The sequence below is a fragment of the uncultured Zoogloea sp. genome (assembly GCF_937894855.1).
Classification (GTDB): domain Bacteria; phylum Pseudomonadota; class Gammaproteobacteria; order Burkholderiales; family Rhodocyclaceae; genus Zoogloea; species Zoogloea oryzae.
The window spans coordinates 1-13,461 of the sequence record NZ_CALAYQ010000099.1; the positions used below are offsets into that span (position 1 = coordinate 1).

Annotated in this window: 15 protein-coding genes; 2 read left to right on the forward strand and 13 right to left on the reverse strand. The window is 69.9% G+C overall.

Going from position 1 to position 13,461, the window contains the following annotated elements; genetic code table 11:
• Window positions 1-70: 70 nt before the first annotated feature.
• From Q0672_RS12280 to Q0672_RS12295, 4 genes are all read right to left on the reverse strand, one after another.
• Complete coding sequence (locus Q0672_RS12280; protein WP_298622535.1) at window positions 71-511, reverse strand: hypothetical protein; 441 nt, start codon at window positions 509-511, stop codon at window positions 71-73.
• 17 nt (window positions 512-528) lie between these two features.
• Window positions 529-3,066: a hypothetical protein gene (locus Q0672_RS12285; protein ID WP_298622536.1), complete on the reverse strand. Its 2,538-nt coding sequence runs from the start codon at window positions 3,064-3,066 to the stop codon at window positions 529-531.
• Window positions 3,067-3,117: 51 nt separating this feature from the next.
• Entirely contained in the window at window positions 3,118-3,879 is a 762-nt protein-coding gene (locus Q0672_RS12290) for a hypothetical protein (protein WP_298622537.1), read from the reverse strand.
• A gap of 93 nt (window positions 3,880-3,972) precedes the next feature.
• Window positions 3,973-4,887, reverse strand: coding sequence for a DUF4326 domain-containing protein (locus tag Q0672_RS12295; RefSeq protein ID WP_298622538.1), 915 nt, complete (start codon window positions 4,885-4,887; stop codon window positions 3,973-3,975).
• Window positions 4,888-4,967: 80 nt separating this feature from the next.
• Here Q0672_RS12295 and dnaN point away from each other — a divergent pair, with 80 nt between their 5' ends.
• The gene (dnaN, locus tag Q0672_RS12300; RefSeq protein ID WP_298622539.1) at window positions 4,968-6,086 is read left to right on the forward strand and encodes a DNA polymerase III subunit beta; all 1,119 of its coding nucleotides are present in this window, start codon (window positions 4,968-4,970) and stop codon (window positions 6,084-6,086) included.
• Between the two features lie 157 nt (window positions 6,087-6,243).
• Here dnaN and Q0672_RS12305 read toward each other — a convergent pair whose 3' ends face one another.
• From Q0672_RS12305 to Q0672_RS12345, 9 genes are all read right to left on the reverse strand, one after another.
• Complete coding sequence (locus tag Q0672_RS12305; protein WP_298622541.1) at window positions 6,244-6,864, reverse strand: hypothetical protein; 621 nt, start codon at window positions 6,862-6,864, stop codon at window positions 6,244-6,246.
• 1 nt (window position 6,865) lies between these two features.
• On the reverse strand, window positions 6,866-7,480 hold the full coding sequence (locus Q0672_RS12310; protein ID WP_298622543.1) for a hypothetical protein: 615 nt from the start codon (window positions 7,478-7,480) through the stop codon (window positions 6,866-6,868).
• Window positions 7,481-7,551: 71 nt separating this feature from the next.
• Window positions 7,552-7,974: a hypothetical protein gene (locus Q0672_RS12315; protein ID WP_298622545.1), complete on the reverse strand. Its 423-nt coding sequence runs from the start codon at window positions 7,972-7,974 to the stop codon at window positions 7,552-7,554.
• 1 nt (window position 7,975) lies between these two features.
• The gene (locus tag Q0672_RS12320; protein ID WP_298622548.1) at window positions 7,976-8,377 is read right to left on the reverse strand and encodes a hypothetical protein; all 402 of its coding nucleotides are present in this window, start codon (window positions 8,375-8,377) and stop codon (window positions 7,976-7,978) included.
• Window positions 8,378-8,379: 2 nt separating this feature from the next.
• Complete coding sequence (locus Q0672_RS12325) at window positions 8,380-8,910, reverse strand: hypothetical protein (protein ID WP_298622550.1); 531 nt, start codon at window positions 8,908-8,910, stop codon at window positions 8,380-8,382.
• A 43-nt stretch (window positions 8,911-8,953) separates the two neighbouring features.
• Complete coding sequence (locus tag Q0672_RS12330; RefSeq protein WP_298622553.1) at window positions 8,954-9,784, reverse strand: hypothetical protein; 831 nt, start codon at window positions 9,782-9,784, stop codon at window positions 8,954-8,956.
• 38 nt (window positions 9,785-9,822) lie between these two features.
• Entirely contained in the window at window positions 9,823-10,212 is a 390-nt protein-coding gene (locus tag Q0672_RS12335) for a hypothetical protein (protein ID WP_298622556.1), read from the reverse strand.
• A gap of 82 nt (window positions 10,213-10,294) precedes the next feature.
• Entirely contained in the window at window positions 10,295-11,692 is a 1,398-nt protein-coding gene (locus Q0672_RS12340; RefSeq protein ID WP_298622560.1) for a hypothetical protein, read from the reverse strand.
• 105 nt (window positions 11,693-11,797) lie between these two features.
• Window positions 11,798-12,382, reverse strand: coding sequence for a hypothetical protein (locus tag Q0672_RS12345; RefSeq protein ID WP_298622563.1), 585 nt, complete (start codon window positions 12,380-12,382; stop codon window positions 11,798-11,800).
• A 254-nt stretch (window positions 12,383-12,636) separates the two neighbouring features.
• On the opposite strand from Q0672_RS12345, the gene Q0672_RS12350 reads away from it, so the two are divergent.
• On the forward strand, window positions 12,637-13,299 hold the full coding sequence (locus Q0672_RS12350) for a hypothetical protein (RefSeq protein WP_298622565.1): 663 nt from the start codon (window positions 12,637-12,639) through the stop codon (window positions 13,297-13,299).
• Window positions 13,300-13,461 lie beyond the last annotated feature (162 nt).

Consider the following 13,461-nt stretch of genomic DNA (forward strand, 5'->3'; position numbering starts at 1 on the left):
CCCGGCGCGGCCCACAACGAGCAAGGCCCGCGCCCCGAGGGAGCACGGGCCCGGCTGCGAGGGCGCCCGGTCAGATGTTGCCGACCGCGGGGTTCTCGGAGCACATCGCGTCGATGGCCGCCTCCACGAAGCTCTTGCGGTCCGCGATGGTGATCTTGTGGTCCGCGAAGGTCACGTCCCGGAAGGTGTACGGCAGCACCAGCCCGGGGAATTTCATCACCGCTACGATGTCAAAGCGGATGAGGCCGCCGGTCTGGTACCGGGCCCGCTTGATGTCGCGGTCGATGATCTTCAGCCACATCGCGCCGCGCAGGTGGCCCTTCAGGGCGATCTGGCACCCGCGGAAGACGCTGTCGAAGTAGGTCGTGGTCTCGCCGAGGTACTCGCCTTCGAGGACCTCCTTGCGCAGCGTGACGTCCATGTCGAGCCACGGCCCGACGCGGTCCTCCGCCTTGTCGTCGACGACGCAGACGACCTGGATGTCTTGGCCCTTGAGCTTGTTGATCGGCATGTCTGCTGTCTTTCAGGTCAGGCCTGGTTGGGGATGATGGCCTGGGCGGTCACGAGGGTGCGCAGGTTGATGTGCTTGTAGTGGGGGAGGATCTGGACCTTGATGTCGAGGTCCGCGTGGCCGAGCGCCGTCAGCGTGGCGTTGGTCGTGTCCTCGCAGATGAAGTCGAAGATGCGGGCCTGGCTGGGGTCGTTCTCCGCCTTGAGGTCGCGCAGGAAGCCGCGCTCGCTCTCCAGCAGCGAGACCCGGCCGCTCTCCTTGCGCAGGGTGCCGATGAAGGGTCGGGCGATCTTGCGGAGCGAGTCTCCGAGGAAATTCCCCATGCGGCGGTGGTTGCCGTTGCTCTCGTCGGCGTTGTCCGCCTCGGGCTTGCAGGTCACGTCGGAGAGGACCGAGAAGCCCGCGTCCGGGTCCATCTTGATCGTCATGACGCCCGCGGCCTTGAGCGCGATGTAGTCCTCCACCTGCAGGGCGATGCCGCCGCGCGAGGAGTTGTAGGTGTCCTCCAGGCCCGCCACGTGGAGCTGACGGCCGATGAAGGTCCTGGTTAGGTCTTGCGCGATGGACTCCTCGGGGGCGATGCGCGAGGCGATGGCGGCGCAGATGATGTTGGAGCGCCGGTTGATCAGGCCGTCGTCTGTGAAGCCGAGGCCGCCGGCCGCGGCCCCGAGGTCGGAGATCGCCGGGACCCTGACAAGGATGCCCGGGAAGGGGAAGAACATGTTGCGGGACTTGCCCATGGTGGGCACGCCCTGCGCGGTGTCGGAGAGGGTGTCGTCGACCGAGAAGCCGAGCGGAGGCGCCGACCAGCCGCAGCGCATCGCGTGCTCGGCCTTGATGGCGGAGGGGATGTTGTTGGCCAGCGAGGCGTCGATGCTCTCGCTGATGCGGGCGCAGGTGATGTGGTTGATGAGCGGGGCGACCGGTCCGCCGGGGTCGACCGTCTTCTTCAGCGCCGTCTCGTAGGCGGTGTCGAAGTTGGCGGGCGACATGCGCTGGAGGATGGCGGTGTTGCTGACCTCGAACTCGTCCTCCAGCACGTCGACGAGCGTGTTCACGTCGCCGATGCCGGCAGTCGGGGTGCTGTCGTCGTCGAGCGCCGGGCGCACGTCGAGGTCGAACGGGCCGCCGCCCTTGTCGGTCAGGGTGGAGATGCACGTGACCCACGTGAAGCCAGCATCGTCCTGCACGCGGGTGCCGGCCGGGATGTTGCGCGCCGCGCCGACGCCGGCGTTTACGAGCGTGCCTGCGACGAAGCCGAGGGCGAGGCCCACCGCGCCGCTGACAAACTTGAGGGTGCCGGTCTCGGCGGTGGTGTCGTTCCAGATCCGGGCGAAGCCGGTCGTGAGCATGCGGGCATTGAGGCCGCCGAGCGCCGCGACGATGGTGACGATCTCGGAGTCGAGGACGCGATCCACGTCCTGGACGTTGCCGGTGCCCTTGGCGAAGCTGGCGCTGTTGGGGGTGACGTTGGCGGTGGTGAAGTCGCCGACGTTCGGCGTCGCGGTGATGGCCGTGGTGATCGGGATGCCAGCGACGTTGCTGGTGATGTTGATGACGCCCGCGCCGCCCTCGGAGAGCGTGACCGGGGCCAGCGGGTTGGTCGCGTTGAAGTTGGCGATCAGCCCGGTGCGGATCTGGGCGACGGTCTCCAGCACGCGGGTGAAGGTGCCCGTGTACGTGGTGATCACGCCGTTGTAGAGCACCGCGACCGTGAAGGTGTAGGCGCCGGCTGCGGCGTTGACGACCGTGACCTTGTCCACCTCGGCGGTGTTGGTCGTGGTGAAGCCCAGCGTCGTGATCGCGGCCGGGGTGCCGCCGGCGATCTCGAAGTAGCCCTTGGCGCCGCGGATGCGCGACGAGAACTTTAGCTGGCCGCCGTCCAGCGCGCATGCGGCGTAGCCGAGCTGCTTGTTGATGGCGTCGCGGACGTCGGTGTTGGCCTGGTCGGTCGCGGCGAAGTTGACCGGGCGGATGTTCCCGAACTCGTCCTTGAAGAGGACCTTCTCGATGCCGGTGAACAGCGTCGGGAAGGTGCCGCCGACGCCGAGCATGGTGGCCGCGGTCGCGTTGATGGTGGCGGTGACGCCGGCGCCGTCGACCTCGAAGGCCGCGGTGTCGCCGGGCTCCAAGTCGTGGGGCCCGCGCTTGGTCGCGGTCATGCTGGCGAAACGCCGGAAGCGGACAAAGCCCGCGGCGGTCTTGACCCGCACGATGACCAGCGCGGCGCCGAAGACGTTGCCGTAGAGGCCGAGGTAGAGGTTGCCGTTCCAGAGCTCGGAGCCGCCGGAGCGGCGCGCGACGGGGCTCTGGCTGGAGAGGCCGTCGTGGTTGAAGCCGAAGCCGCCGAAGGTCCGGAGGAAGTCGGCCCCCGACCGGATGATGGTGGGGGTGTTGTAGGGGCCGTCCTCGCACTCTCCGACGACGCACACGACGCCGGTGCCGGCGCCCTGCTCGATGTTCTGGGGCGAGATCTCGATGAGGTTGACGCCCTCGATGGCACCGAGGACAGACCGCAGGGGCTCTCCGGCGAAGTAACGGCTGATTCCTACCACGTGGTGCTTCTCCGCCCGCGACCCTACCGGACGCCACCAGCCACCCCCAACCTACTCGATCGCCGGGGCTGGGTTCGTCTCGAAGACCCCGGGCGACGCGACGAGGCGCACCGCCGGCACGTCGATGTCGAGGAGGCACGTCAGCCCGTACCGCCCCGCCTGGATCTCGGAGGGGGTGTTGTCGGTCTGGAACGGCCGCCGCGCGAGGCTCACGCGCACGTCACAGTCGTAGTAGCTGGAGAGGACCACGCGGCGCCCGGTGCGGGTGTCCTTCTCCTCCATGGCGAACAGCCGGCGCAGCGCGAGCCTCACCGCGTCGCGGATGGAGGACGATGCGACCACGAGGTCAATCGCCACGGTGCCGCTCACGTCGGCCTCGTGCATGAGCACCGTGCCGACGCCGAATTTGTCGAGCGTCTCGTCCAGCATGTTCGGGCCGGACAGCCCGAGGTCGTCGTAGTCGAACTCGCCCTGCTCCTGCACGGTCATTTTGAGGGGCGCCTCGATGACCCCCTGCTCCGGCCAGTTCAGGATCACCGCGCCGCTGCGCAGGTGGATGACCTGCGCCGGCTGGGCGGCGCCGGTGACGACCTGCTTCCACTGCACGTCGTGCGCGGCGAAGTTGCGGAGGAGGTCGACGACCGCGAGCTTGGCGGCCATCTCGGGCCCGAAGCTTGTCGGCGCGTCCACGACGTCGGTGCCCGAGGCGAGCGTGACCAGCTGGCCGGTGGGGAGCCCGGTGGTGCCGTCGCGGTTCGGCGAGGTGAGGTCGCCGAGGCGGCTGCGGCGGGTCTTGGGTGGGGCTGGCTTCATGCGGCGACGCTCGCACAAAACAGGGCGCCCGGATAATCCCGGGCGCCCCGACCTCCTGCGCCATGCAGTCCCCGCTGAAGGTGCGGCAGCCTATCAGGCGCGGCCCGCCGAGCAAGCCGCCGACACGGCGGTGATGGCGAGGAAGCCGACCGCGAACTCAGCGACGATGCAGGCGTGGCAGGGCTTCTGCCAGCCGCACCAGCACACGAGGATGCGCCGATTCGCGGCGATGGCTTCGAGCTCGGCGCGCAGGCGCGGGTCATCGTGGCAGCGGATGGTCAGGTGCTGGCGGTAGAAGCCGAGCGCCCGGTCGGCGGAGCAGCGCTCGGGGCCGTGCGGGCCGTAGACGATGACCTCGCCGGTGTCGCCGCCGGCGGGCTTCACCGGGAAGGGGTTGTGGAGCCGCGGGTGCCCGCGCAGCCCATGCGCGTCGCGGCCGACGTAGAGCGCCCACGCCGGCAGCACCACCTCGCCGCCGACCTTCATCCAGTGCCCGCTCATGATCGGCGGGCCGACGCCGGGGCGCCCGGCCTGCACCTCCAGGCAGCGCCGCCGGTCGCTCCGTACCAGCCACGCGTCGTCCTTGGTCCACCGCTGGAACGGCTCCAGCGCAGCCGCGTGGGTCGCGATGTCGAGCACCGGGACGCCGCGCCCGCGCGCCTGCCGGACCATGTCGGCGGTGCCGTCCCCGCCCTGGAAGGACAGCACCCCGGTCGCGCCCGGTAGGCGCTCGGCCCCTCGCACGCCGACGAGCATCTCCCCGTTGCGCACCGGCCCGCCGCGCCTGCCGAGGTCGTCGCGGTACGGGAAGCGCTCGACGGCAATCCCGAGCTGCGCCGCGAAGGCGCCGAAGTCCGTGTCCACGCCGGGCGCTCCGCCGTGGTAGGCCGCCTCCACCGGCTCGCCCCACGGGAACGCGGGCTCCAGCGCTTCGAGGCGCCGCCGCAAGCCCGCGAGGAACGGGTGGGCCTGCGGGCGGTGAATAGCGGCCACCACGGCCAGGTCCAAGGGGCCCAGCCGGCGCTTACGCCCACCACATCCGAGTAGTCGCATGGCCCGTGGACGCGGGCAGACCTCCGAGATTCACCATGCAGAAGACCATCGAGTTCGAGATCGACCAGCCGAAGTTCGCCGCCGCCCTCGCTGCGGCCGTCAGCGTCGCCGACCGGCGCAGCAACAACCAGCCCATCCTCGCCTCTGTCCTCCTGCGCGCCGACGTGCACGGCCTCTCGATGACGGCCACGGACATGCAGGTGAGCGTGCGTGAGGTGCTCGATGCCGCCGCGGTCTCGCACGGAGGCGTGTGCATCGCGGCCGCCCACCTCCTGAATGTGGTCCGCTCGCTCCCCGCCAAGCCCCTGCGCATCAAGGGCCTGGAGAACCACTGGATCAGCGTCAAGACCGGGCGGAGCGAGTTCAAGCTCATGGGCCAGGGCCCCGGCGACTTCCCCGAGATCCCCGAGGCCGAGAAGACGAGCGCGTGGACCGTGGTCCCGTGCGCCGGCCTGCGCGACGCCATCGATCGGACCATGTTCAGCGTCTCAACCGACGAGGCGCGAACCAATCTCAACGGCCTCTACGTCGAGAGCACCGGCCAGCGCCTCACCGCGGTCAGCACGGACGGCCACCGCCTCACGAAGCTCGCCGCCGAGATGCCCTTCCCGAAGACCGACAAGCTCATCATCCCGCGCAAGGGCCTCATCGAGCTCCGCAAGTTCATCGACAAGCGGCCCGGCGAGGTGGCGATGGCCTCCAGCGGACCGAGCGGCCACCTGTTCCTGCGGTCAGGTCAAGCCCACATGTCGATCAAGCTCAACAACGTCGTGTTCCCGCCGTACGAGCAGGTGATCCCGAAGAACCACCAGCGCCGCGTCGTCGCCGACCGGACCGAGCTCATCGCAGTCCTCAAGCGCTCCGAGATGATGGCGCCCGAGAAGACCGCGACCGTGAAGCTGGAGATCGCCAAGGGGTCGCTGGTGCTGACGGCCGACAACCCCGACCTCGGTATCGCGCGCGAGGAGATCGACGTCGAGTTCAAGGGCGAGCCGCTCGCGGCCGGCTTCAACGCGAGATACCTGATTGAGGTGCTGGCGGCGATGACGACGGCGCAGGTGGCCCTGGAGTTCCAGGGAGAGCTCGACCCCTGCGTACTGCGCCCGGTCGACGGGCCCGACTTCCTCGGCGTGGTGATGCCGATGCGCATTTGAAAGCGATGGGTCAGCGGGAGGAGCCCTGCGGCGCGAGGTACTGAGCGCCGATCACCCGAGTGCTGGACGGAAGCAGAAGCCGGAACAGCACCTTGAGGCCCACGTTGGGCAAACCGCTCCTGCGTCTACAGGAGCGCCAACGCGGGCCTCTCGTATTTCAGCGGTGGTCGCCGCGGCGCACGCGGTTGAGCTCGGCCCGGATGAAGCGCTTGGTGTCGCCAACCGCCTTGCCGACCGGGAACTTCCCGCGGATGCCCTTGCGGCCGATGCTCCTGGCGATCGCGTAGGCCTTGGAGCGGGCCTGCGCGACGTATGCCTCACGCGCCGTCGTCCGCCTCTGCACCGCCACTTCCTGCTTCACGCCGATCATGATGCGACGCGTGCGGCCCTTGATGGCCTTGTCGACGTGCACGGCCTGCTTGAAGCTCGGGATGTTCTTGATGATGCCGCGCTCGAACATCCACATGAGGATCACCAGCACGGGCGGTGGGCGGCCGGCTCGACGCCCCTGCTCCACGAAGCGCGCGTGCTTGGCCGTGTTCCCGAGCACCGCTCCCTCGCGGGTCGGCTCGATCTTGAAGCTCGATGCGTAATCCTTGCCGGTGCTGTTCTTGTGGGGCTTGATGCCCGCCCGCGCGGCGTGGTGCAGGGCTCGCTCGCGGCAGAACTCCGCGGCCCGGCGACACGTGCGGACCAAGTCGGCGTGGACCTTGCGCTCCTGCGACGCGAGCTCCCGCTCTAGCGCGGCGAGGCCCGTGACCTTGATGCGCAGGCCCACGTCAGCCGCCCCCGACGTGGTCCCAGGTGTTGTGCTCGGGCTGCTCGCCGGCGCCGATGCTGCGGTCCTCGCCGTGGCGCCCGCGCGCGATGCCGGAGTCGATGAGGCGGATCATGAATCCGGTCGGCGCTCTCGCGGTGCGCAGCTCGGGGTGGCCCTTGGGGACGCAGCGCAGACGCGTCGGCTCGGCGCGGCCCTGGCAAATCTGGTGCTGGACGATCTCGTAGAAGAAGCGGCAGCCGTCGCCATCCCACGCGGCGCCCTCCATGCGGCCGAGCAGGTCGTCCTGCGTCACCTGCCGAGGCGAGATGTTCATGAGCACCACCTCGCCCTCGAAGCTGGAGCCGCTCGGGGTGAGCTCAATGATCACGTCGGCGAGGCCGCGTACTTCGACTGGCATGAGCTCGACGCGGCGCACGTCGACCCATTCCTCGCCGCCGTCCGCGAGCCGCTCCCACACGATGAAGACGCGGTACGGGGTGCCGCCGAGGCTGGCCTTGAGCCGGCGGGCCATGTCCTGCACGCCGAACAGGCCGACGAGCGGGGCGCAGCCGATGCCGACGACGGGCATGTTGCTGGCGCCCGCGCCACACGCATCACCAGACAGAGCCGACACATCCGTGCCGATCAGGTCTTGGTAGTGGACGCAGGTCGGCAGGTGTCCGCCGCCGCACCCGCAGCCGCAGCTCACCGGTTGCTCCGGTAGAAGACCCGCAGGTGGTTGGCGGCCGCCGCGTTGCCGCCGGGGTTGGAGAGCCGGACGCTCAGCTGGAACTGCCGCGCGAAGAACGGGAAGGCCCGGCCGCAGACGAGGCCCGCCTTGAGGTCGCGACCGACGTAGATGTTCTTGTTCTCCAGCACCGGGTCGTCGTCCCGCTCCAGCACCTGGATGTCGACGGTGCCGCTGACCTTGGTCGTGCCGCCGGCGTCGCTGTAGGCGTAGACCACAATCAGGATCTCGTTGAGGTTCTCGGAGGTGTCGTCGACCTTGGGCTTCGGCGCCACGAACGCCATGGACGCGTGCGGGGCCTGCGTCGCCTCCACGTCGGGGTCGGTGGTAGCGAGGTCGGCGACGAGCACCTTGCCGCGGATGTCTTTCCAGTGGCTCATGTCAGTAGGACTCCACGACGCCAGGGGCGCCGGTCAGGCGTTGATGCTCCAGGCTGTAGGCGTTCTTCAAGCCGCCGTACATGTCAGCGAGCTTGTCGGTCCAGCGGGTGTACTCGTTCTCCAAGAGCTCGATGGCCTCGCGGTTGTCGAGCTCGGTGTCGCCGACGCGCTTCACCCCGAAGCGCTCGCGGACCTTCTTCAGCTGGTCCTGCACCTTCTGGCACTCGCACAGGGCCTCGCGCACGCGGTAGACCTTGTCCTCGGTCGTGCGGTCGATGTTCGCCCGCAGCATCGAGATCACCTGATGCCAGGTCAGGTTGCCGCTCATGACGAGCACCTGCTGATCCTGGACGAAGCCGAGGTGGTACTCGATGGAGTGCTTTTCGGTGTCGGTGAGGGGCATGGTCAGCTCGCCTTGGCGGCCGCGTCGAGCTCATCGGCGCGGGCGCGGGTGGCCGCTGCCTCGGCGGCGAGCCGCTTACGGTCCTGCTCGCGGGCCTCGGCGGCGAGGTGCAGGGTCTGCTTGTGGATGAGGTCGGCGACGGCCTTGGCGGGGGCGTCGGTCAGGACCGGCGCGAGCCCGAGGACCATGCGCGAGCCGTGGGTGCGGATGCGGTGATCGCCGGCGTCGAACTCCTCGCCGACCGGGAAGGTCCCGAGGGCGGAGGTGAAGGGCGCGAGGAGGCGGAGCTTGGTCTGCGGCGCCTCGGCGGTGAGCAGGGCGATGGAGCTCGCGGAGAGCTGCGTCATCGAGGCCGGCAGCGCGGCCTGGACGATGGAGAGGAGGTCGGAGATCTGCCCGCGCAGTTCGCCGAGCTCGCGGCGGACCTCGCTCCGGAAGTCGGCGAGGAGGTCGGCGATATCGTCGCGCTTACGCGTCGAGCCCCGCGAGGCGTCGTCGCGGGGCTCGGGCTTGGTCTGGTCGCTGGTGCTCATGTCTCGACCATACAGCGCCGGCAGGGGCCCGGCGAGGCGCGGCTCAGGTCCGCGTGTACTGGATCGTGTAGCCGGCCTTGGAGTTCGCGCCGTCGTTCGTGCCGGTGATGGCGAGCTCGATGAAGTCGGTCGCACCGACCACGCAGTTGGCCCCCGAGGGCGCCATGGTCTTCTTCTGGTTCACCGTCTCGCCGATGGCGTGGGTGATGGAGTTGCCCGTGGGCGAGCCCGCGGTGGTCGTCAGGGTGGTGGTCGCCGCCCCGGTGGCGACGGTGCCCTTCAGCTGGGCCGAGACGACGCCGGTGACGGTGCACGCGAAGCCCGGGTAAAACCGCATCTTGTCGGCGGTAGCGCCGATCAGGGAGAGGTCGAAGGGCCCGAAGCTCTGGGTGTCGGCCTTGGCGACCGCGGCGATCTTGGCCTTGAAGGCAGTCAGGTCGGCGCCAGAGATGTTGCTGCCGTCGATGGCCGCGACCCCGGCCGGCACATCACCGCCGACGCCCGCCGCCGACGCCCGGACCCACTCCGCCGAGACCGGGTCCCACATGATGGCCGCGACCGCGTCGTCGTCGGACAGGACGATGGTGGAGGCACCCTCGTAGGTCTCGCTGCCGGAGAAGGCGATCGTGTAGCTGTTGGCGGCGGCCTTCTTCCGGAAGACGTAGGGCTTGCCGGCGATGCACGCCACGCCGGGCTTCATCGTCGCGGTGATCGAGCCGCTGGTGGTGTCGGCCGGGAACTCGTCGAGCTCCGGGTCCGGGGTGAAGCTGGCGGTCGCCAGGGGCGCGAACTGGGCCCCGACGATGAGGGCCAGAGCCGTCGCGGCGTGCTGCTGGACGGTCTGGTGGAGGGAGGGTCGCTGGGGCGTGAGCATGGTCGGCTGTCCTTTCGGTCAGGTCGTTGCGGGCAGGATCACATGCTCTTGGCGAGCAGGACCGAGACCAGCGTCGCCGGCAGGGTGTGGTGCATCTCGACCTTGTAGCCGGTGACGGCGGCGTTGAAGGTGAGGGTCGGGCGGCCGTCCGCGTCGTAGGTGACGAGCACCTCGCCGGCGCCCACGGCCCCCGCGAGGATCTTCGTCAGGCCGGTGTCGGACGAGTCCGTGACCGTCCCGACCGCGCCGTAGACCGGCGTCACGCCGTCGCTGTCGACGAGAGGCTGCGCCGCGAGCGACGTGAGGCCGGTCGTGACGATCGTGCGGGGGACGAGGCCCTTGACGATGGAGACGAAGTCGATGGCGTCCAGGCCGTTGGCGAGGGAGTGGATGTTGCTCTTGCGGATGTGGTCTTCGGCGGTGGGCATGGCGGCGGCTTTCGCTGGTGAACAGAGGGAGCAGGGTGACGAGCAGCCCGCCGCCGGCGAGGACGGCGGGCTCGGTCAGGGGCTACAGGGCCTCGAAGCCCGTCTCCACGACCATGGCGCGCTTGAAGCGGCCGGCCGACTGCCCCGAGAGCAGGTTGCAGTAGACGGGGAAGCCGCGGGTGGTGGTCCAGCTCGCCGCGACCTGCTGGCCGGCGCGGTCGATGGGCGGGCGGATGGTGATGCGGATGTTCCCGAGGTCGGCGACGCTCGCCATCATCTGGATCTGGTTGCCGACCATGGTGAAGGTCGGGCGGCCACCCACGGGCTGACCGGCCTCGGCGAGCATCGCCTTGGACTCGTCGCTGTAGAGCGTGGTGACGGCCTTGGCGCCGATGACGACCGAGCGCTGCACCTGCACGCCGTTGGCGTTGTAGAGCTCGCCCCAGTAGCCGGTAGCCAGCTGGGTGCCGCGGGTCGGGACGGTGATCGGGGTGCCGCTGTTGTTGACGCCGGGCTGCGGGGCCTGGTTGTTGGCGAAGAAGCGGAGGTTGCCGATCGTGCCGATCGAGCCGTCCTTGGGGTAGGCCGCGGTGCCCATGCCCTGGACCATGCGCTGGAACTCGTTGTCGCTCTGGAGCTCCGAGATCACGTAGGGGGCGCAGTGCACGTGGTAGAAGCCGTCCGCGTTCGGGGCGACCGAGTCGTTGTGGAGCTCGGCGGCGGCGCGGCGGAACAGGGCGATCGTCGCGCCGTCGTTGGCGGCCAGTTTGTCGAAGGTCGCGTTCTTGGGGCGGAGGATGCGGCTGCGGTCGGCGGCGAGGACGACATCACCGGCGGCGGCGTTGATGGCGGCGCTCAGGGTGAGCACGCCCGGGCCGTCCGGGTAGTCGTCGAAGTCGGGGGTGTACCCGATGGCGTTGCGGGCCACGCCGGCGACGGTGATCACCCGCGGGTTGGTGGTGGAGATCGTCGTCGGCTTGCCGTTCTTGACGACCTCCCAGAAGCCGTTGAGGCTGTTGATGTGGAGCGAGGTCGTGTTGCCGTTGGCCGCGACCACGACCGCGTTGCCGCCGAGGTACGCCTTGATGATGGCGTCGCGCGCCATGCGGTTGGTCATCATGCCCGCCTGGGTGGCGAGCTCCTTCATCTTCTGGGCCATGTAGACCTGCGGCCCGCCGAGGGTGAGCGCGGTCTGGTTGGTCGGGATGTCGAGCGAGCCACCATACTGGTTGATGGTGGTGACGAAGTGCTCGTACTGCGTCGACTCCGGCTGCAGGTCCTTCCCCGGCGCCAGGATGGTCGGGTTGGAGTTCATGAGCCCCGGCACGGTCCGGATGATGGTGTCGCCGTTGCCGGTCTGCATCTCCTCATAGGGGCAGGCCGCCAGGTACTTGAGCTCCGGGACCAGCGCCTCGAAGAAGACGCGCTGAAGGAAGTTCTCCTGCGCCAGGGGGATGATGTGTGTCTCGAAGTAGCTCATCTGGCTCCGTGTGGTGTCGGCGGTTCAGCGGCCAACGGAGCCGCCCTGCAGGCAGTAAATGGCAGGGTCCGGAGGGGGTCAACAAACCCCGCGCTTCGCACGTAGCTACCGGATGCCGAGCTCGGCCTTTCGCTTCGCCCACGCGTCGTCCGAGAGCTCGTGGGCGTTCGGACGCGGGGCGCCGGGAGCCGCGGGCGCAGCCGGAGCCGCGGGCACGGTGGTGCGGCCGGCGGCGACGATCTCCGCGGGCGAGGCGGTGCCGGGCTTCTGCTCGGCGGCTTTGAACAGGTACGGGCGAGCCGCCGCGAGCTTGGTGATCCAGGCGGTGTCGCCGGGGACGAGGGTGGCCGGCGCAGCAGCGGCGACCATCGCGGCGACCTCCTCGTCGTGCGGGACGAGGCCGGTGAGCGCGAGCTGCCGGAAGATGGCGGCCTCGCGGGCGGCTGCGGCGACGGCGTTCTCGGCCTTCGTCGCGGCGCCCTTCGCCGTCGCGGCCTCCTGCTTGAGGATCTCCTGCTCATGCCTCGCCCGGGTCTCGGCATCCATCGCCGCGACGCGCTTCGCTTCCTCGGCGGCCAGCTTCGCCTCGGTCAGCGCCTGGAGCCTCGCCTCGGACGCGGCCTTCGCCTGCGCCGCCGCGATCAGCTGCTTGATCGCCGGGCTCTCAAGGTCGACGGTTGGCGGGACCACGGGCGGGACCGGGGCGGCTGGGGGGGCGGGCGGCTTGGCGTCGCCAGCTGGCGGAGCGGGGACCACGGGCGGGGGAGCACCACCACCAGCGGGCGCGCCTGCGCCTTCGGTGTCGGGGATGGGAGCGAACAGGAAGCGGAATCGGCGGCCGAACATGTCCGCACCCTACCAGAGCCCGGGCGGGCGTCTACGCGCCAGAATACGGCCGCTGCGGGGCCGTCTCTACCAGCAGCCCATTTCGGGCGGAGGTGAAAATGTCCCGTTCCACTGGCCTCGGCGCCGCCCTTTCCCTGGCGAGCCTCGCCGATCCCATCTCGTTTTACGCCGTCACGGACGGCCACTACTACCGCCACCCCGGCGGCCGCGTGTTCCGGTTGATCTTCGACCGCGCGGCGATCCAGGCCGCCAACGACAGCGAGAGCAACAGCCCGGAGGAGGCGCTCGCCGAGGCCGGCGCCACCGTCGACTTCCGCGAGGTCCCGCCGGACGTGATCGCGCACGTGTTCGCCCGCCCGGTCGCCAGCTGGCAGTTGGAGAGTGAGCTCGGCGAGGAGATCGCCGAGCTCGCGCACGACCTCGTGGACGACATCGACGCCCACGTGACCGCCTGCCCGCTGGCAGCCCTGCCGACGCCCGCGCGTGAGCCGGTGCTGCAGCTGACGTGCGACATCGCCATTGTGGTGCTCGCGGCCATCGAGCCGGCCACCGTCGACACGCTCGCCGAGGCGCTGCGCGGGCGCGGTGTGGATGTGGACCACCCCGGCAAGCTCCGGGCGAAGCTGCTCGGCCTCGCCGAGATCGACGATGTCGAGCGGGACGTCCTGCCCGACGAGAGCGACGCGCTGTGGACCTGCACGGAGAAGGGCCACGCCCGGGCGCGCGCGGTCCAGGCTGCCCTCGCCGATCTGGCCGAGTGAGCTGCGCGGCCCGCCTGTCACGGGCGGGCCGCCGGGCTTATCCGCACTTCGCGGAGTGCTCCATGTTGCCCTTCGTGAAGTCGCCATCGAAGTACGCCCCGTCGCCGTTGGGGTCGCAGTAGCCGCCGGGCTTCGTCGCCGAGCACACGCCCGGCGCGAGGT

What these genes read in the sequence shown, in the direction of transcription:
- Q0672_RS12325 (WP_298622550.1), bottom strand. Translation starts at nt 8,910, where the DNA reads ATGAGCACCAGCGACCAGACCAAGCCCGAGCCCCGCGACGACGCCTCG.
- Q0672_RS12290 (WP_298622537.1), bottom strand. Translation starts at nt 3,879, where the DNA reads ATGAAGCCAGCCCCACCCAAGACCCGCCGCAGCCGCCTCGGCGACCTC.
- Q0672_RS12330 (WP_298622553.1), bottom strand. Translation starts at nt 9,784, where the DNA reads ATGCTCACGCCCCAGCGACCCTCCCTCCACCAGACCGTCCAGCAGCAC.
- Q0672_RS12335 (WP_298622556.1), bottom strand. Translation starts at nt 10,212, where the DNA reads ATGCCCACCGCCGAAGACCACATCCGCAAGAGCAACATCCACTCCCTC.
- Q0672_RS12320 (WP_298622548.1), bottom strand. Translation starts at nt 8,377, where the DNA reads ATGCCCCTCACCGACACCGAAAAGCACTCCATCGAGTACCACCTCGGC.
- Q0672_RS12315 (WP_298622545.1), bottom strand. Translation starts at nt 7,974, where the DNA reads ATGAGCCACTGGAAAGACATCCGCGGCAAGGTGCTCGTCGCCGACCTC.
- Q0672_RS12280 (WP_298622535.1), bottom strand. Translation starts at nt 511, where the DNA reads ATGCCGATCAACAAGCTCAAGGGCCAAGACATCCAGGTCGTCTGCGTC.
- Q0672_RS12350 (WP_298622565.1), top strand. Translation starts at nt 12,637, where the DNA reads ATGTCCCGTTCCACTGGCCTCGGCGCCGCCCTTTCCCTGGCGAGCCTC.
- Q0672_RS12340 (WP_298622560.1), bottom strand. Translation starts at nt 11,692, where the DNA reads ATGAGCTACTTCGAGACACACATCATCCCCCTGGCGCAGGAGAACTTC.
- dnaN (WP_298622539.1), top strand. Translation starts at nt 4,968, where the DNA reads ATGCAGAAGACCATCGAGTTCGAGATCGACCAGCCGAAGTTCGCCGCC.